Here is a 16,416-nt window from a genome sequence, read left to right as displayed (position 1 = left end):
TTTTTCGCCTGCCGCAAGGTCACCCTTTTCCAGCGGAATCGGGTGGGAGTTGCCGGATGTGGGAGTTCAGCCTTGCACGGGCGTTCGGGCTGATGGCACGGACCGCGCCGTTCCTTGTCTTGCGCATGGCGGTCTACTTCGGGATCGCGGTCGGGCTGATCCTCACGACCGGCACGGGCGCCAGCATTGGCTATGGGATCGGCCAGTTCGGCGATGACGAATTCCTGGCGACCAGCACCTTCTGGGGCGGGGCGGCGGGCTTTGGCCTGACCGCCGCCGTGATCTTCTTCCTGCGCGATTATGTCCTGTACCTGGTCAAGGCCGGCCATATTGCGGTGATGGTCGAATTGCTGGACGGCAGGCCCATTCCTGGCGGGCAGGGCCAGATCGCCTATGCGCGCCAGATCGTGACCGACCGGTTCGGCCAGGCCTCGGCCCTCTTCGCGCTGGACCAGTTGGTGAAAGGGGTGATCAACGTCATCACCGGGCTGATGGGTGGGGCGCTGGCTTTTGTGCCCGGCATGGGCCGTCTGGTCGCCGTCCTGCGCGCCTGGCTGCGGCTGGCGGTCGGGCTGGTGGACGAGGTGATCCTGGCCCAGGCCATCCGAACCCGGTCGGACAATGCCTGGGAGGCGGCGCATGACGGGCTGGTCCTTTACGCGCAGAATGCCCGGCCCATGCTGGTCAACGCGGCCTGGCTGACGCTGTTCACCTGGGTGTTGTCCGCTGCGGTCTTTCTGGTCATGCTGGCCCCCGCCGCCGCCGTGGTCTGGCTGCTGCCGGGCGAGGGCAGCGCCGGGATGATCGTCTTTGCCCTGGCCTTCGCCTGGGCCGCAAAGGCCGCGCTGATCGAACCCTTTGCGCTGGCCTGCCTGCTGCAGGTCTACTTCAAGGTGATCGAGGGGCAGGTCCCGCAGCCGGAATGGCGCGGCCGGCTGGGCCTGGTGTCCGACCGCTTCCGCAAGCTGGGCGAGCAGGCCCTTTCCCGCCGCAGTGCAGAAACCAGCGTGTAGCCTTGACGCAGGCCGCGGAAATCCCGGCAAATGCCGTTGCGGGCCATGGGCTTCTGTGGCAAGACTGGCCAAGGACACAACCAAACCGATGAGTTCAGAATGAGCGAATTCGCCACCCGCCGCGTGATGATGGTGGATACGCAGGTCCGCCCCTCGGACGTGACCAAATTCCCGATCATCGACGCAATGCTCTCGGTCCCGCGTGAAACCTATGTTCCCTCGGACCGCCGCGAAGCTGCCTACATGGGCGAAAACCTGCCCCTGATCCCCGGCCGCGTGATGCTGGAGCCGCGGACGCTGGCCAAGCTGCTGGACGCGCTGGATATCCAGCCGGACGAGATGGTGCTGGACCTGGGCTGCGGGCTTGGCTACTCGGCCGCCGTGCTGGCGCGGCTGGCGCAGACGGTGGTCGCGGTCGAAGCGGACGATGCCATGGCCGCTGATGCCGAGCGTCTGTTGTCCGAGCAGGGCGTGGACAATGCGATCCTGGTCGCCGGGCCGCTGGAAACGGGGGCCGCGCGCCATGCGCCCTATGACGTGATCACCATCCAGGGCGGCGTCGAGCAGGTGCCCGAGGCGATCCTGGGACAGTTGAAGGACGGCGGCCGGATTGGCGCGATCTTCATGGACGGCCCGCTGGGCGTGGCCAAGGTCGGGATCATGGCCGACGGCGTGGTGTCCTGGCGCCCGGCGTTCAACGCGGCAGCCCCAGTGCTGGACGGCTTTACCCGCGCGCGGGGCTTTGTACTCTAGGCCGAAGGCGGCCTTCCGGCGCGGGCCTCTGCCCGTCCGGTGATCATGCAACACAGCGGGCGGCCTGGGCCGTTCGCAAGAAAGGCGGAAGTCATGCGGACCTGGATTCGTGCAATGGTGGTCGCGGTCGCGGCGCTTGGCCTTCCCGCAACGCTGCAGGCCGAGACGCTGACCGACGCGCTGATTGCCGCCTACCGCAACTCCAACCTGCTGGACCAGAACCGCGCCGTCCTGCGCGCGGCGGACGAGGATGTGGCTGTCGCCGTCTCGGCGCTGCGGCCGGTGATCTCGTACACCGCTTCGGCGGGCTGGCGTCGGACGGCTGATGCCGCCACCCCGGCCGGCCGCACCACCGTTGAAGGCACCAGCGCCTCGTTGTCGCTGTCGGCCGAGCTGCTGTTGCTGGACTTTGGCCGTCGCCAGTTCGGGATCTCGATCGCGCGGGAAAGCGTGCTTGCCACCCGCCAGGCCCTGGTTCAGGTCGAGCAAGAGGTCCTGCTTTCCGCCGTCAGCGCCTATGTCGACGTGCGTCTGGCGCAAGAGGTCGTGGCGTTGCGCCAGTCGAACCTGCGGCTCATCACCCAGGAACTGCGCGCCGCGCAGGACCGGTTCGACGTGGGCGAGGTTACCCGCACCGATGTCGCCATCGCCGAGGCGCGGCTTGCCGCCTCGCGGTCGGCCCTGGCGGCGGCCGAGGGCGATCTTATGGTTGCGCGCGAAGCCTACAAGGCCGCAACCGGGGCCTATCCTGGAAACCTTGCACCGCTGCCCAAGGCACCCGCTTTGCCGCGGACCCTGGAAGAGGCGCAGTCGGTCGCCCGTTCTACCCATCCGCTGATCCGGCAGTCGCAGCATCTGGTGACCATCGCCGGGCTGCAGGTCGATCTGGCCCGCGCCGGGATGAAGCCGACGCTGGGCGCAGGCATCACGCTGGAGACGGACAACGACGGTCAGGATTCGGTCAGCTTCGGGCTGAATATGAACCAGACCCTGTACGCCGGTGGCCGGCTGGCCGCGCTGCTGCGCCAGGCGATCTCGGGCGACGACCGGGCGCGGGCCGGACTGCAGCAGACGGTGGTCAACGTGCTGGAATCGGTTGGCGTGGCCTGGGCGGGCCTTCTGGTCTCCAATGCCTCGATCGAGGCATCCGACCGCCAGATCCGTGCCGCGCAGACCGCGTTCGACGGCGTGCGCGAAGAGGCACAGCTGGGCGCGCGCACTACGCTGGACGTGCTGGACGCCGAGCAGGAACTGCTCGATGCCCGCAACGCCCGCCTGCAAGCCGAGGCGCAGCGCTATGTCGTGGTCTATCAGCTGCTGGCGACCATGGGCCTGTTGACCGTGGACCATCTGCAACTGGGCATCCCTACCTATGATCCCGAAGCCTATTACAAATCGGTCGAGCGCGCGCCCTCGCACTCGGCGCAGGGCAAGAAGCTGGACCGGATCCTGGAAAAGATCGGCGACTAGGCGGCTCTCGCGCTTCGATCTGCGAAAACTGTTGCCCGGCAGGGGTTTGCCAGAGTAGGCTTGCCGCCGGGGAGTTCGAGTGGGTCGAACGGAAGGCCAAAATGCCAGGATCGCTGACTTCGAACGAGATCGAGGATGTCGTTTCCTCAGTCCGGCGGCTGGTGTCGACCGACCAGCGCCCCCGTGCCGCCAAACCTGCGCCCGACAAGCTGTTGCTGACCCCGTCGCTGCGGGTGGTCCCCGAGGCGGAGGCCATTAAGCCCCTGATTCTGACCGGCGCAGATCGTGCCGACCTGGACGCTTCTGCCGCCGAGGCGGAATGGGTGGAAGAGCCGCTTTGGGGCGCCCCCGAGGCCCCGCTGGCGGAGCTTGCGCTCACCGCCGAAGAGGCGGAACTGGTCGAGGATCCGGTTATCGAAGCCCGGATGTGGCCCGAGGCCGAGGATGGCTGGTTCGAAGCGCCGGAACCCGTCGAAGCCGCCCCCGTGGTCCCGTTTCCGCGGGCTGCAGCGCCGGTGGACGCTGCCGCTTCGGCTGCCGAGCATGAGGACGACGACATCGACGTGGCCGACGTGTTGTCCGCGGCGATGCTTGAGGACGAGTCGATCCGGGTGATGGACGAGGCAGAGCTGCACAGCCTGGTGCGCGACCTGGTCCGGCAAGAGTTGCAGGGCAGCCTTGGCGAACGCATCACCCGCAACGTGCGCAAGCTGGTCCGGGCCGAGGTCAATCGCGCCTTGGCCGCCCGCGCCCTGGACTAGGCGCCACCCCGATCCACAAACGACAACGCGCCCCGGTGGGGCGCGTTCGGCCTTCCGGTCAGGGAAAGGATCAGGCGGCTTCGGCCTGTTCGGCTTCCAGGGCATGGCGACGCTCGGATTCCTCGCGCGACAGGGCGACGCTGGTCCGCACGCCCTTGGCGACGAATTCCATCAGGCCCTTCACCACCCGCTCGTTCGGGTCGATCCCGGCGCAGGACAGCACCTCACGCCCGTCGCGCGACCGCGCCCAGCGGGCGATCTGGTCCGGCCCGTTGCCGTATTTCTTGTCATCCGCGATGGCATCATCCAGCGCAGCAAGCACAACCGCCGCGAAAAGCTTGCGCGCGCGCTGACCTTGCTCGAAGTTGAAGGCGGTGCTGTCGATTGTATCGAGCATCGGCTTTCCTTTTTTCTTGCTCTTGTATTTCCTCAGCGTCCCGGGGTTGTAACGATTTAACAGCGATTCGGGGTTTCCGGTTTGGAATAACTGCTATGCGTTCAGCGCATAGCTTTGGAACCCTTCCCTCATCATTTAGTCGTTAACCCTGGGGGTTAACGCCGAGATTTGGTAAGCGCGCTGGATATTTCAACCTTTTGGTAAAGATTTTCTCTCGGCCCCGGGCGCTTGATCGGGGCGCACCTGTGCCTGGCCCGCCCGAAGCTCGGCCTCGGCGCGGTCGAAGCGCAGGTAGGCAAGCCCCCGGCCGCTCGATTGGGTGAATAGGCGCCCGGCTGGCTTGCCCGCCGCCAGAATCTCGGTCCCGACCGGCGCGGTGCCCTCAACCTTGACGCGAACCAGGCCCTTCCGCAGCTCGGTCTTGTGCTTCATCCGGGCGGTGACTTCCTGCCCGACATAGCAGCCCTTGCGGAAGTCCACGCCATGCAGCCGCTCGAACCCGTGTTCCAGGATATAGCTGTCGTCGGGGATCAGCTCGACCCCGCTTTCCGGGATCTCATGCTCGACACGGATCGCGTCCCAGTCGATGCGGGGCGCCTGGCCCGGCGTGGCGCTGAAGGCCCGCCAGCCAAGCGCCGGGTGGCGCGGGTCGGGCAGGGCGCCGGTCGGTGCGGGACCAAGGCCGCGCAGGACATGCAGCGACGTGGGCGCGATCTGCACATCGGCGCGCAGCCGGTACAGCGTCAGCCGCCGCAGCGTGTCGGCGGCCAAAGGTGTCGCGATGTCCAGATGCAGCAGGCCGTCGCCAAGGCGCGCCACGAAGAAGTCCGCCAGATACTTGCCCTGCGGGGTCAGCAGCGCCGCCCAGATCAGGCCGGGCCCCTGTTCCAGCGGGCGCAGGTCGTTCGACACAAGGCCCTGCAGGAAACCAAGGGCATCCTTGCCGGTCAAGGTCCAGACGGTGCGGTCGGGGGCGGCTTCGCCCAGAAGCGGATCTATCATGTGTGGCAAGATAGGCAGGCCGATGCCAAGGGGAAAGGGTCAGTCGCGCAATTGCGCCCGGTGCAGCTGCGCATAGGCCCCGCCCTTGGCCATCAGGCTGTCATGGGTGCCTTCCTCGATCAGGCGACCCTGATCCAGGACCAGGATCTTGTCCGCGCCCTTCACCGTCGAGAGCCGATGCGCGATCACCAGCGTGGTCCGCCCCGCCTGCGCCCGGGCCAGTGCGGCCGAAACGGCGGCCTCGGTCCGGGTATCCAGCGCCGAGGTCGCCTCGTCCAGCAGCAGCACCGGGGCCTCGGCCAGCAGCGCACGCGCGATTGCGATCCGCTGGCGCTGGCCGCCCGACAGCAGCGAGCCGCGCGGTCCCGCCGGCGTCTCCAACCCCTGGGGCAGGGTCGCGGCAAACCCGGCAACCTCGGCATCGGTCAGGGCGGCGGTCAGGCGGGCCTGCGGGACATCGGCGCGACCCAGAAGCAGGTTCTCGCGCAGGGTCTCGTCAAACAGCGCCGCGTCCTGGGTGACCGAGGCCAGCAATGCCCGCTGGTCCGACAGGCTGAGGTCCTGCACATCGACACCGCCGATCAGAATGCGGCCATCCTGCGGCTCGATCAGCGCGCTGATCAGTTGAAAGACGGTGGACTTCCCCGCGCCCGAGGGTCCGACCAGGGCGGTGACCTTTCCGGCCTCGGCCGTGAAGGTCAGCGCCTTCAGGACCGGACGGTCGGGATAGGTGAAACTGACCGCCTCGAACCGGATCTCCGGGGCGCCAGGGGCCGGGCAGGCGCGGCTGACGGCCGGACGGCTGCCCGAGGGCAGGGTGTCGAAAAGCTCGAAAATCCGCTCAAGGCTTGCCTCTGCCACCTGCCACTGGCCGGCAAGATCGCCCAGCCGGCGGATCGGCTGAAAGGTCAGCGCCATGGCGGTGAAAAAGGACATGAACTCGCCCGTCGTCCGCTCGCCCGCCGCAACTTCGCTGCCACCCAGCATGAGGACGGCGAAAAAGCCAAGGCCGGTGATCACGTCGACCAGAGCCGGCATGGCGGTGCGACCGACCACGGTCTTGACCTCGGCCCGGACGATGGTCTGCACGATCCGCTGGAAGCGCGAGGTCTGGTAGCCCTCCATCCGGTTCAGCTTGACCGCCTGGATGCCGTGAAAGATCTCGTCCAGCCGGGTGGCGCGCAGGCCGGCCTGCTCGCGCGTGTGCATCGCCTTGCGGCGCAGGTAGCGGCGCAGCACGATCGCGGGCAGGATCAGCAGCGGCGCGCCGACCAGCGCGGCCAGGGTCCACAGCGGGTCGATCATGATCGCCACGGTGAACAACCCGACCAGCGCCACCACGTCGCGGCCGATGCCACCCACCAGCATGGTGGCCGCACCTTGCACGGCCATGGTGTCGCCCTGCACCCGCTCGATCAGCTTGCCGGGCGAGTTCGCGGCAAAGAACCCCGCATCCAGCGTCAGCAGATGGCCAAGCAGGTCCACCTGCATCTCGCCCGCACTGGTCTGGTTCACCTGCGCCAGAAGCCAGCGCCCCAGAAGTGAGGTCGCGGCGCGCAGCACGAACAGTGCCAGGATCGCCCCGCCCACCCACAGCAGCGCCCCGCTGCCGCCGGGAGTGAAGACCTGGTCGAACAGCGGCTCGATCATGTAGCTGAGCAGACCCAGCGTGGACCCCTCGATCACCATCATCAAGAAGGCCAGCCCCATCAACCCCAGATGCGGACGCAGATAGCCGCGCCAGAACCGGGCGAACAGGGAACGGGAAGTATAGGCGCGGTCGGTCGGCACGGGCTGGGGGCCTTTCGGACAGTCAGGCCGGGGTTTACCGGGAAAGCGCCCCGCTCTCAAGCTGCGCCGGTTGACGCTGGGCGCGCCCCGGCCTAGCCATGGCGGTGAAGCGATGGAGAGACGCATGAGCCTTGCCAACGGCCGCCCCTATCTGGCCATTCCCGGCCCCTCGGTCATCCCTGACCGGGTGCTGCGCGCGATGCACCAGGGCTCGCCCAACATCTATGAAGGCCCCCTGATCGAGATGGTCGCCAGCCTGTGGCCCGACCTGCGCATGGTCGCCGGGACCACCGGGCATGTGGCGATGTATATCGGCAACGGCCATGCGGGATGGGAGGCGGCGAATGCCAACCTGTTCAACCGCGGCGACAAGGCGCTGGTGCTGGCGGTGGGTCAGTTCGGCCTGTCTTGGGCCAATTCCGCCCGCGCCATGGGGATCGTGGTCGAGGTCCTGGACTTCGGCAAATCCGCGCCGGTCGATTTCACCCGGGTCGAAGAAGCTCTGCGCGCCGACAGCGGCCACAGGATCAAGGCGGTCCTGACCACGCATGTCGATACCGCCAGTTCGATCAAGACCGACATCCCGGCCCTGCGAGCCTCGATGGATGCGGCCGGCCACCCGGCGCTGCTGGCGGTGGACTGCATCGCCTCGCTGGGCTGTGACGAGTTTCGCATGGACGACTGGGGCGTCGACGTGATGGTCGCGGCCTGCCAGAAGGGGCTGATGACGCCACCCGGTCTGGCCTTCGTCTGGTTCTCGGAAGCCGCCCGCCAGCGGTGCGGTCCCTCGGACCTGGCGACGCCCTACTGGGCCTGGGGCCCGCGGGCCGAGCCCGAGGAGTTCTGGCAGATGTGGGACGGCACCGCGCCCACCAGCCACCTTTACGGCCTGCGCGAGGCCCTGGACATGCTGCGCGAAGAGGGGATGCCCCAGGTCTGGAAGCGGCACCACACCCTGGCCAGCGCGGTGTGGGCCGCCTTCGACGCCTGGGGCCAGGGCAACCCTCAGATCGGGATGAACGTGGCGAACCCCGGCGATCGCGGCTGGTCGGTCACCGCCGCCCGTTTCGGCGCGCCGCACGCCACCCGCCTGCGCGACTGGTGCGAAAAGAAGGCCGGCGTCACGCTTGGCATCGGGCTTGGCATGGCGCCCTCGACCGACCCGGCCTATCATGGCTTCCTGCGCGTCGCTCATATGGGCCATGTGAACGCCCACATGACCCTGGGTGCCCTTGCGGTGATGGAGGCGGGGCTGACCGCACTGGACATCCCGCATGGTGACGGTGCGCTGGCCGCAGCGGCTCAGGTCATCGCAAGAAACGTATGAAAAGCAAAGCGGTGCGCTGAAGTCTTCACCTTGGATGTGAAGATCGGCCCGCCGGAACGAAAAGGACCGAACATGACCTGGACCCCGCATGGCGCGCATCTGATCGCCGGAACCTGGGTGAACACCCCCGACACCTTTCCGTCCGAGCCGGCGTCCGGCCCGGTGCACCAGTTCTCGGTCGGCACGCCCGCGCTGGTCGACCAGGCTGCCCGCGCCGCCGAAGAGGCGTTCTGGACCTACGCCTATACCAGCCGCGAGACCCGCGCCGCCTTCCTGGACCGCATCGCCGACGAGATCGAGGCGCGCGGGGCCGACATCACACTGATCGGCACGCAAGAAACCGGCCTGCCCACCGCCCGGCTGGAGGGTGAGCGCGGCCGCACCACCATGCAACTGCGGCTTTTCGCAAGCCACATCCGCAAGGGCGACTACCTTGACCGCCGCACCGATCCGGCGCTGCCCGACCGCCAGCCGGCCCCCCGCCCGGAAATCCGCCTGATCCAGCGCCCGGTCGGCCCGGTCGCGGTGTTTGGCGCCTCGAACTTCCCCTTGGCCTTCTCGACCGCCGGGGGCGACACCGCCGCCGCCTTGGCCGCCGGCTGCCCGGTCGTGGTCAAGGGCCACTCCGCCCATCCCGGCACCGCCGAGATCGTGGCCGAGGCCGTCCTTGCGGCCATCAAGGCGCTGGACCTGCATCCCGGCGTGTTCAGCCTGATCCAGGGCGGCGACCGCAAGGTTGGCGCGGCCGTGGTGCAGCATCCGCTGATCAAGGCGGTGGGCTTCACCGGCAGCCTTGCCGGTGGTCGCGCGCTGTTCGACCTCTGCGCCCAACGCCCCGAGCCGATCCCGTTCTTCGGTGAGTTGGGCAGCGTCAACCCGATGTTCCTGCTCCCGGCCGCCATGGCCGCGCGGGGCGAGGCGATTGCCAAGGGCTGGTCGGGCTCCCTGACGCTGGGGGCGGGCCAGTTCTGCACCAATCCCGGCATCGCCGTGGTGCGCCAGGACCAGGCCGACGCGCTGGCCCAGGCAACGCTGGACGCCCTGCGCGCCGTCGGCTCGCAGGTCATGCTGACCGAAGGGATCGCCGGGGCCTATTCCCGCGGCACCGAACAGATGGCGGGTGCGCCGGGGGTGCAAAGCCTGCTCACGCAGGTCTGCGACCGCCGCAACGCCCTGCCGCAGCTTTTCCAGATCACCGCCGCCGACTGGCTGGCCAACCATGCCCTGGCGGAAGAGGTGTTCGGTCCCCTCGGCCTGATCGTGACCGTCACGGGTGAGGACGAGATGCTGGCCATCGCCCGCAGCCTGCAGGGCCAGTTGACCACGACCCTGCATCTGGACGAGGCCGACAAGCCCACCGCCCGCAAGCTGCTGCCGATCCTGGAGCGGAAGGCGGGCCGGGTGATCGTCAACGGCTACCCGACCGGGGTGGAGGTCAGCGACGCGATGGTCCACGGCGGGCCTTACCCGGCCTCGACCAACTTTGGCGCGACCAGCGTCGGCACGATGTCGATCCGCCGCTTCCTGCGTCCGGTCAGCTTCCAGAACCTGCCGCTGGACCTTTTGCCCGAGGACCTGCGCTAACCTCGGCCCGCGATGTGGGCGGCCAGCCGTTCCGCATCGCGCCAGGCACCCCAGATGAAGGCCGAGCCCCGGCAGGACAGCCACGGCAGGCCGACGAAGTAGAGGCCCGGCACCTCGCTGACCCCGTCCTGATGGCGGGGGCGGCCATCGTCGCGGAAGATGTCAAGGTCGATCCAGCCGAAATCCAGGCGGAAGCCGGTGGCCCAGAGGATGGTGGAGATGCCCTCCGCTGCCAGGTCCAGCGACAGGATCGGCTGGGTCACGGACGGAGGAAGGGGCAGGAACTGCCGCGCCTCCGGCTCTGCGGGCAGGTCCAGTCCCTGGGCCGCGGCATAGGCGTCGGCCTCGTCCAGGACCGAGAGGTAGTTGCGATCCCCGGCCTCGATGTTGCGGGCAAGGTCGTCGGCAAAGTGAAGGCGGCCGTCCCGGTAGCTTCCCGCCCGACCCAAGAGCGTCACCCCCAGCGCGGCAAGGCGGCGGAAGTCCATCGTCTGCCCGCCATACGCGCCCGAGACGGCGATGGTGACGTGTTCGGTCCCCGGCGACGGGGTTTTCACGTCCCACTTGCCCAGTTTGCCCAGCCACCAGACAAAATCCTGCCCCCGATAGCGGCGGGGTGGGCGGTCGTGGGGGCCGATGGACAGGTGGACGCGGTGGCCGGCGCGGGCCAGTTCCTCGGCGATCTGCGCGCCGGATGAGCCGGCGCCGACAACCAGCACGGCACCTTCGGGCAGTTGGGCGGGGTTGCGGTAGCTGCTGGAGTGAAGCTGGGTGATGGCGGGGTCGGTGACGACGGTCGGGATCACCGGGGTCTGGAACGGGCCGGTGGCAACGACGACGTTCCGCGCCGCGATCACGCCCTTGGGGGTGGTGGCGCGGAAGCCTGCCTCGGTCCGTTCCAGCCGCGTGACCTCCACCCCTGTCCGGATCGGCAGGTCGCGGGTTCGGACGAAGGTTTCGAAGTAGGCGGCGACGGCGTCTTTCGGGGCGAAGGCGTCGGGGGAGAGCCCCTGGAACTCGGCCTCGGGGAAGCGGTCGTGCCAGGCGGGGCCGTTCGCGACCAGGCTGTCCCACCGCTCGGACCGCCACCTTTCGGCGATGCGAGCGCGTTCCAGGACGAGGTGGGGGATGCCCTGTTTCTGCAGGTGGGCCGAGGTCGCGACCCCGGCCTGACCGCCGCCGATGACAAGGGTGTGGGTGGTTTCGGTCATGGTCGGGCGGGCCTGCGGGTTTGGGTGTCCACGGTGGACAAATCCTGAGAATCGAGAAATAACAACGGCTTGCTCGTGGTCGTTAGGGGTTTCTTAACCCGCGCCATCGGCCCGTTCATCGCCCGGCACGCCGTAGGAGGGCGCCTGTATCGGATCAAGCGCACCCGGATATCGACCGGCATCTCCGGCGCATAGCCCGCCCAGGCGCCGCGCGGTGCGAACAAATCCTGAGAATCGAAAAATATCAACACCTTGCGCGTGGGCATTAGGGGTTTCTTGATCCGCGCCATCGGCCTATTCATCGCCCGGCACGCCGTAGGAGGGCGCCTGTGTCGGATCAAGCGCGCGCTGGATATAGGCCGGCATCTGTGGCGCATAGACCGCCCAGGCGCTGCGCAGCATGGCCACGGGGTGATCGGCCCAGTCGATGCGCAGGTCGATGATCGGCCAGGCCAGCCGGTCCACCACCTTCAGCCCTGCGGAATGGACCGGGCCAGCCTCGCCCCCGGCGGCAAGCCCGGCCTCCAATGCCTGCATCAGCCGCTCGCCCAAAGGCCCGGACGCGGCCTCGAACGCGGCGACCATCGCGGCGGGAACATGCGGATCGGCCAGAAGGTTGCCGCCCGCCGCGCAGGCCAGACCCTGCGCCTCGCCCCAGAGGCCAAGGACCTGGCGGCCGGAATGCACCGCGGTCCGGCCTTGCGTGTCCACCACCAGAAGCTGGCGATAGTCGATATGCGCCTGCCGCTCGGTCACCGAGGCCAGCGCCTGCATCGCGGTCAGGCCAGTTTCCAGCCGGTCCAGCACCAGCGGCCCCAGCGCCGGGTCGGTGACGTTCTGGCTGGCCACGGCCCCAACGCCCGGCCGCAGATGCACGCAGCGCGCGGCAACGGCGGGCGAAGACGACGAGATGGCCATCCCGAACTGGCCAGTCGCAGCGCAGCGGGCGACAAGCGAGAAGGTCATGGCCCGTCATCCGGGATCACGGCGGTCCCGTCGATTTCCACCAGCCAGGAGGGGCGGGCGAGCGCGGTCACCACCACCCCGGTCGAGACCGGATGCACGCCCTTGATATATTCGCCCATGGTCCGATAAACCGCCTCACGGTGGCGGACATCGGTCAGGTAGACCACGACCTTGCACAGGTGGGTCATGTTTCCGCCAACCTCTTCAAGCAGTTGGCGGATGTTCTGCATCACCTTGTGGGTCTGTTCGACCGGGTCATGGCTGCCAATGTCCTTGGCCGTCTCCAGATCCTGCGGGCACTGGCCGCGCAGAAACACGATCCGGCCCCGGGCGACGACGGCCTGGGCCAGGTCATTGTCCAGCTTCTGTTCGGGATAGGTGTCGCGGGTGTTGAACTTGCGGTGGCGGAAATGGGTCATCGGGGCCTCGGCATCGGTTTGATCAAGCCTGCCCCAATCCAGGGTTTCGGGGAAGCTTGGTTACGACATGGACCCGGCGATTTCGGTCAGAGGTGGCGAAGATCGGCCGCTTGGGTGGAAATCCGGGCAGGATCGCGGGGCGGCAGGTCGGCGATGAGGAGGGCGGGGGTGTCACCGGCCTGGGCCAACACCTCGCCATGCGGGCCGGCGATGAGCGACTGTCCGGTATAGGTCAGGTCGCCCTCGGTCCCGCAATAGTTGGTATAAACGATGGCAACCCCGTGGTTGGCCGCCATGGCGGGGACGGTGTGGCGGGCGACATGGGTGAAGGGCTGCATGTTGGCGGTCGGGACCAGGATCACGGTGACGCCCCGGTCGGCGAGAGACTTCACATGCGGTGCGAACTCTATGTCGTAACATATCAGGATTGCAGCGGTTTCGCCGTTCAGCGCAAAGGTCTCCAGCCGGTCGCCGGGGGTGAAAAGGGCGGCTTCGCGCGGGCCGTAAAGCTGGACCTTGCGATAGTTGGCAAGGAGAGCGCCGTCCGGTCCGAAGCAGGCGGCGGAATTGAAAAGGCGGTCGCCGTCGCGTTCTGCGTAGCCAAGGATCAGGGCGGTGCGGTGGGTGCGGGCGGCGGCGGCCAGGCGGCGCAGGGGGGCGCTGTCGCGGGTCAGCGCATGGGCGGGCAGGTCGGGTCGGTTGTAGCCGGGCAACCAAAGCTCGGGCAGGACCAGGGCGGTGGCGCCCAGGGCACCGGCGGCGGCAAGGGCGGCTTCGGCCTGGGCGCAGGCCAGGTCAAGGTCGGCTGCGGGAGAATGTCCCTGCCAGAGGGCGAGGCGCATGACGGCTCCTGTCCGCGGTTCCGGGCCAGTCTAGCCCGGACGCGGGGCGGGGTCACCAGCGGCGTTCGAAGCGGCGGCGCAGCAGGATCGCGGCGACGTTCATCACCACAAGGAACACCAGAAGCACGATGATCGCGCCGTTCGAGCGTTCGATGAAGGCCGGGTCCGAGCGGCTGGCCCAGGAATAGACCTGCACCGGCAGGGCGGTGGCGGGGTCAAGGATGCCTTCGGGCGGCAGGGAGGGGTAGTTGTCGACGAAGGCGACCATGCCGATCAGGAGGAGCGGCGCGGTTTCCCCCAGCGCCGAGGCAAGGCCCAGGATCGTGCCGGTCAGGATGCCGGGCATCGCCAGCGGCAGGACGTGGTGGAACACGGTCTGCATCTTGGAGGCGCCGACGCCAAGGGCGGCGTCACGGATCGAGGGTGGCACCGCCCGGATCGCGGCGCGGGTGGCGATGATGATCGTGGGCAGAGTCATCAGCGACAGGACCAGCGCGCCGACGACCGAGGACGATTGCGGCAGGCCGGCGAAGTTGATGAAGATCGCCAGGCCCAGGATGCCGAACACGATCGAGGGCACGGCGGCGAGGTTGGAGATGTTGACCTCGATCGCATCGGTCCAGCGGTTCTTGGGGGCGAATTCCTCAAGATAGATGCTGGCGGCGATGCCGACGGGGACGCAGAGGATCAGGACCAGGACCATCATGTAAAGCGAGCCGAGGATGGCCACGCCCAGGCCCGCCGCCTCGGGGCGTTGGTCGGAGGCGTCGGGGTTGGTCAGGAAGGACCAGTTGAAGGCCGAGGTCAGCATCCCGGCGTCCACCAGTTGCTGGGCAAGGCGCAGCTGTTCCGGGCTGATGTTGCTGTCACGCTCGGCCGATTCCAGTGTCACGCGGCCCTTGAGGAAGCCGTCGATGCGGCCGGCGGCGAAAACGGTGGCGTCGATGGTGGTGCCGATCAGCGTGGGGTCGGCCAGGACCTGGGCGCGCAATGTGCCGGGCGCGTCCTTGGAGATGAGCGCGCTGATGTCCTTGTCGGACAGGTCGGTGGCGATGCCGCGACGCTCGACCTCGGCCAGAAGGGCGGCGGTGAGGACCTTGCCGTAGCCGATGGTGGTGACCTTGGACAATTCGGCGGGGTTGCGGTTGCCCTTGGGGTCCAGGGTTTCGGCCGACAGCTCGACCGGGAAGGAGAGGCTGGCCTGGGTGAAGGACGACACACCGTCACGCAGGATGGTGAAAAGCATGATCGCCAGCGTCGCCAGCGCCAAGGCGATGGCGGCCAGGCCATAGAGGCGAAAGCGCGCCTCGGCGGCATTGCGGCGGCGCATGCGGGCGGAGGGGGCCAGAAGCGAGGGTTTCTGGCGCGGTGCGGGCAGGGCGGGGGCGGCGGCGGAAAGGTCGGTCATTCGTACTGCTCGCGATATTTGCGGACGATCCACAGGGCGAAGATGTTCAGGCAAAGGGTGATGACGAAGAGCGTCATGCCAAGCGCGAAGGCGACCAGCGTCTCGGGCGAGGCGAAGTCGGTGTCGCCGGTGAGCTGGCCGACGATCTTGACGGTCATCGTGGTCATCGCCTCGAACGGGTTCAGGCTAAGCTTGGCGGCGGCACCGGCGCCCATGACGACGATCATCGTCTCGCCGATGGCGCGGGAGGCGGCCATCAGGATCGCGCCGACGATGCCGGGCAGGGCGGCAGGCAGGATCACCTGCTTCACCGTCTCGGACCGGGTGGCGCCAAGGCCATAGCTGCCGTCGCGCAGGGATTGCGGCACGGCGTTGATGATGTCGTCGGACAGGGACGAGATGAAGGGGATGTTCAGGATGCCGATCACGATCCCTGCGGTCATCACCGAGGAGCCGGAGTTGCCAAGGCCCAGGGGTTCCGCAAACCAATCGCGCAGGGCGGGGCCGACGGTGACCAGGGCGAAGATGCCAAAGACGACGGTGGGGATGCCGGCGATAATCTCGATCAGCGGTTTCACCCAGGCGCGGGTGCGGCGCGATGCGTATTCCGCCAGGTAGATCGCGGCGAACAGGCCGATGGGCACGGCGACCAGCATCGAGATGACGGTGATGTAAAGCGTGCCCCAGATCAGCGGCAGGATGCCAAGCTCGGACCCGCCGCGGAAGTTGGGCGACCAGGTCAGGCTGAAGAAGAAGTCCTTCGCGGGGTATTTCGAGAAGAAGTCGAAGGTTTCCGACACCATCGACCAGATGATGCCGACAGTGGTCAGCACCGCGATGGACGAGGCGGCGATCAAAAGGCCAAGCACCACCCGCTCGACGCTGTTGCGGGCGCGGAAATCCTTGTGGCTGCGACTGACCGCCCAGATAAGGCCCGCGACCGCGACCGCAAGCACCAGAATGGTGCGTAGCGCCGCGCCCCAGGCGGAAGTGGCGCGATAGTCCCGTGCTGCCGACAGCGTGGCATCCGAGACCTCGGCCCCCAGCGCCACACCCACCTCGCCCAGCGTGGCGCGGGCGTCGGCGGCCGTCAGCGCCGCAGCCTGGTCCAACGAGAGGGCCCCAGCAGCGACGGCGGTATCCAGCCCATCGGCCACGCGGCGGATGTCGGCCATGGCAAGTTCCCGGGCGGCGGGGTCGGCGACCATCCCGACCGGCAGGGCGGCAGAGATCCGCGCCTCGATCACCATGGGCTGGGCGAGAAGCCAGACCAGCAGCGCGGCAAGGGCCGGGGCCAGCACCGAAATCGCGCCGTTCCAGCCGTAATAGCCGGGCAGCGAATGCATAAGCCGGGGATTGCCCCCGGCACTGGCCAGCGCGCGCTGGCGCGACAGGACGAAGCTGGCAAGGGCCAGGACCGCGACGGCGGCAAGGGTCATCAGGACGGACATCGCGGGGCTTTCCGTTCGCGC

General features: G+C 68.1%; 16 protein-coding genes. 6 read left to right on the top strand and 10 right to left on the bottom strand.

Going from position 1 to position 16,416, the window contains the following annotated elements; genetic code table 11:
• The first annotated feature begins 56 nt into the window (after positions 1–56).
• From CXR42_RS04335 to CXR42_RS04320, 4 genes are all read left to right on the top strand, one after another.
• Positions 57–1,013 (top strand): hypothetical protein, encoded by a 957-nt coding sequence (locus CXR42_RS04335; protein WP_103256249.1) that lies wholly within the window; start codon positions 57–59, stop codon positions 1,011–1,013.
• A gap of 99 nt (positions 1,014–1,112) precedes the next feature.
• Entirely contained in the window at positions 1,113–1,766 is a 654-nt protein-coding gene (locus CXR42_RS04330; protein WP_103256248.1) for a protein-L-isoaspartate O-methyltransferase family protein, read from the top strand.
• 93 nt (positions 1,767–1,859) lie between these two features.
• Positions 1,860–3,236: a TolC family outer membrane protein gene (locus CXR42_RS04325; RefSeq protein ID WP_103257018.1), complete on the top strand. Its 1,377-nt coding sequence runs from the start codon at positions 1,860–1,862 to the stop codon at positions 3,234–3,236.
• A gap of 101 nt (positions 3,237–3,337) precedes the next feature.
• A complete protein-coding gene (locus CXR42_RS04320) occupies positions 3,338–3,997 on the top strand; it encodes a hypothetical protein (RefSeq protein WP_103256247.1) in 660 nt (219 codons plus the stop codon).
• A 70-nt stretch (positions 3,998–4,067) separates the two neighbouring features.
• Here the strand turns inward: CXR42_RS04320 and CXR42_RS04315 are convergent, their stop codons facing one another.
• From CXR42_RS04315 to CXR42_RS04305, 3 genes are all read right to left on the bottom strand, one after another.
• A complete protein-coding gene (locus CXR42_RS04315) occupies positions 4,068–4,394 on the bottom strand; it encodes a DUF6280 family protein (protein ID WP_103256246.1) in 327 nt (108 codons plus the stop codon).
• Between the two features lie 189 nt (positions 4,395–4,583).
• On the bottom strand, positions 4,584–5,396 hold the full coding sequence (ygfZ, locus tag CXR42_RS04310) for a CAF17-like 4Fe-4S cluster assembly/insertion protein YgfZ (RefSeq protein WP_103256245.1): 813 nt from the start codon (positions 5,394–5,396) through the stop codon (positions 4,584–4,586).
• A gap of 39 nt (positions 5,397–5,435) precedes the next feature.
• Entirely contained in the window at positions 5,436–7,106 is a 1,671-nt protein-coding gene (locus tag CXR42_RS04305; protein ID WP_245875378.1) for an ABC transporter ATP-binding protein, read from the bottom strand.
• A gap of 205 nt (positions 7,107–7,311) precedes the next feature.
• Between CXR42_RS04305 and CXR42_RS04300 the strand changes: the two genes are divergently transcribed.
• On the top strand, positions 7,312–8,514 hold the full coding sequence (locus CXR42_RS04300) for a pyridoxal-phosphate-dependent aminotransferase family protein (RefSeq protein ID WP_103256243.1): 1,203 nt from the start codon (positions 7,312–7,314) through the stop codon (positions 8,512–8,514).
• A gap of 72 nt (positions 8,515–8,586) precedes the next feature.
• Entirely contained in the window at positions 8,587–10,098 is a 1,512-nt protein-coding gene (locus CXR42_RS04295; protein ID WP_103257017.1) for an aldehyde dehydrogenase (NADP(+)), read from the top strand.
• Here the strand turns inward: CXR42_RS04295 and CXR42_RS04290 are convergent.
• From CXR42_RS04290 to pstC, 7 genes are all read right to left on the bottom strand, one after another.
• Positions 10,095–11,309 (bottom strand): flavin-containing monooxygenase, encoded by a 1,215-nt coding sequence (locus CXR42_RS04290; RefSeq protein ID WP_103256242.1) that lies wholly within the window; start codon positions 11,307–11,309, stop codon positions 10,095–10,097. The genes CXR42_RS04295 and CXR42_RS04290 overlap by 4 nt on opposite strands.
• Positions 11,306–11,599 carry a hypothetical protein gene (locus CXR42_RS04285; protein WP_146037994.1) on the bottom strand — a complete coding sequence of 98 codons (294 nt, stop codon included), beginning with the start codon at positions 11,597–11,599 and terminating at the stop codon, positions 11,306–11,308. The genes CXR42_RS04290 and CXR42_RS04285 overlap by 4 nt, the downstream gene beginning before the upstream one ends.
• Before the next feature lie 4 nt (positions 11,600–11,603).
• Complete coding sequence (locus CXR42_RS04280; RefSeq protein WP_103256240.1) at positions 11,604–12,275, bottom strand: DUF1028 domain-containing protein; 672 nt, start codon at positions 12,273–12,275, stop codon at positions 11,604–11,606.
• Positions 12,272–12,694, bottom strand: coding sequence for a RidA family protein (locus CXR42_RS04275; protein WP_103256239.1), 423 nt, complete (start codon positions 12,692–12,694; stop codon positions 12,272–12,274). The genes CXR42_RS04280 and CXR42_RS04275 overlap by 4 nt, the downstream gene beginning before the upstream one ends.
• Positions 12,695–12,780: 86 nt before the next feature.
• Positions 12,781–13,536 (bottom strand): nitrilase-related carbon-nitrogen hydrolase, encoded by a 756-nt coding sequence (locus tag CXR42_RS04270; RefSeq protein WP_103256238.1) that lies wholly within the window; start codon positions 13,534–13,536, stop codon positions 12,781–12,783.
• 52 nt (positions 13,537–13,588) lie between these two features.
• Positions 13,589–14,944 (bottom strand): phosphate ABC transporter permease PstA, encoded by a 1,356-nt coding sequence (gene pstA / locus CXR42_RS04265; RefSeq protein ID WP_103256237.1) that lies wholly within the window; start codon positions 14,942–14,944, stop codon positions 13,589–13,591.
• A complete protein-coding gene (gene pstC / locus CXR42_RS04260) occupies positions 14,941–16,395 on the bottom strand; it encodes a phosphate ABC transporter permease subunit PstC (RefSeq protein WP_103256236.1) in 1,455 nt (484 codons plus the stop codon). Before pstC ends, pstA begins: the two co-directional genes overlap by 4 nt.
• Positions 16,396–16,416: the final 21 nt, after the last annotated feature.

Origin of the sequence: Tabrizicola aquatica (genome assembly GCF_002900975.1) — a bacterium.
In the GTDB taxonomy this organism is placed as follows: Bacteria; Pseudomonadota; Alphaproteobacteria; order Rhodobacterales; family Rhodobacteraceae; genus Tabrizicola; species Tabrizicola aquatica.
This window is presented reverse-complemented; position numbering and strand designations above follow the sequence as displayed.

Coding starts and splice junctions, on each gene's coding strand:
- CXR42_RS04275 (WP_103256239.1), bottom strand. CDS start 12,694: ATGACCCATTTCCGCCACCGCAAGTTCAACACCCGCGACACCTATCCC.
- CXR42_RS04330 (WP_103256248.1), top strand. CDS start 1,113: ATGAGCGAATTCGCCACCCGCCGCGTGATGATGGTGGATACGCAGGTC.
- CXR42_RS04280 (WP_103256240.1), bottom strand. CDS start 12,275: ATGACCTTCTCGCTTGTCGCCCGCTGCGCTGCGACTGGCCAGTTCGGG.
- CXR42_RS04325 (WP_103257018.1), top strand. CDS start 1,860: ATGCGGACCTGGATTCGTGCAATGGTGGTCGCGGTCGCGGCGCTTGGC.
- CXR42_RS04295 (WP_103257017.1), top strand. CDS start 8,587: ATGACCTGGACCCCGCATGGCGCGCATCTGATCGCCGGAACCTGGGTG.
- CXR42_RS04320 (WP_103256247.1), top strand. CDS start 3,338: ATGCCAGGATCGCTGACTTCGAACGAGATCGAGGATGTCGTTTCCTCA.
- pstC (WP_103256236.1), bottom strand. CDS start 16,395: ATGTCCGTCCTGATGACCCTTGCCGCCGTCGCGGTCCTGGCCCTTGCC.
- CXR42_RS04290 (WP_103256242.1), bottom strand. CDS start 11,309: ATGACCGAAACCACCCACACCCTTGTCATCGGCGGCGGTCAGGCCGGG.
- ygfZ (WP_103256245.1), bottom strand. CDS start 5,396: ATGATAGATCCGCTTCTGGGCGAAGCCGCCCCCGACCGCACCGTCTGG.
- CXR42_RS04270 (WP_103256238.1), bottom strand. CDS start 13,536: ATGCGCCTCGCCCTCTGGCAGGGACATTCTCCCGCAGCCGACCTTGAC.
- pstA (WP_103256237.1), bottom strand. CDS start 14,944: ATGACCGACCTTTCCGCCGCCGCCCCCGCCCTGCCCGCACCGCGCCAG.
- CXR42_RS04315 (WP_103256246.1), bottom strand. CDS start 4,394: ATGCTCGATACAATCGACAGCACCGCCTTCAACTTCGAGCAAGGTCAG.
- CXR42_RS04300 (WP_103256243.1), top strand. CDS start 7,312: ATGAGCCTTGCCAACGGCCGCCCCTATCTGGCCATTCCCGGCCCCTCG.
- CXR42_RS04285 (WP_146037994.1), bottom strand. CDS start 11,599: ATGGCGCGGATCAAGAAACCCCTAATGCCCACGCGCAAGGTGTTGATA.
- CXR42_RS04335 (WP_103256249.1), top strand. CDS start 57: ATGTGGGAGTTCAGCCTTGCACGGGCGTTCGGGCTGATGGCACGGACC.
- CXR42_RS04305 (WP_245875378.1), bottom strand. CDS start 7,106: ATGGGGCTGGCCTTCTTGATGATGGTGATCGAGGGGTCCACGCTGGGT.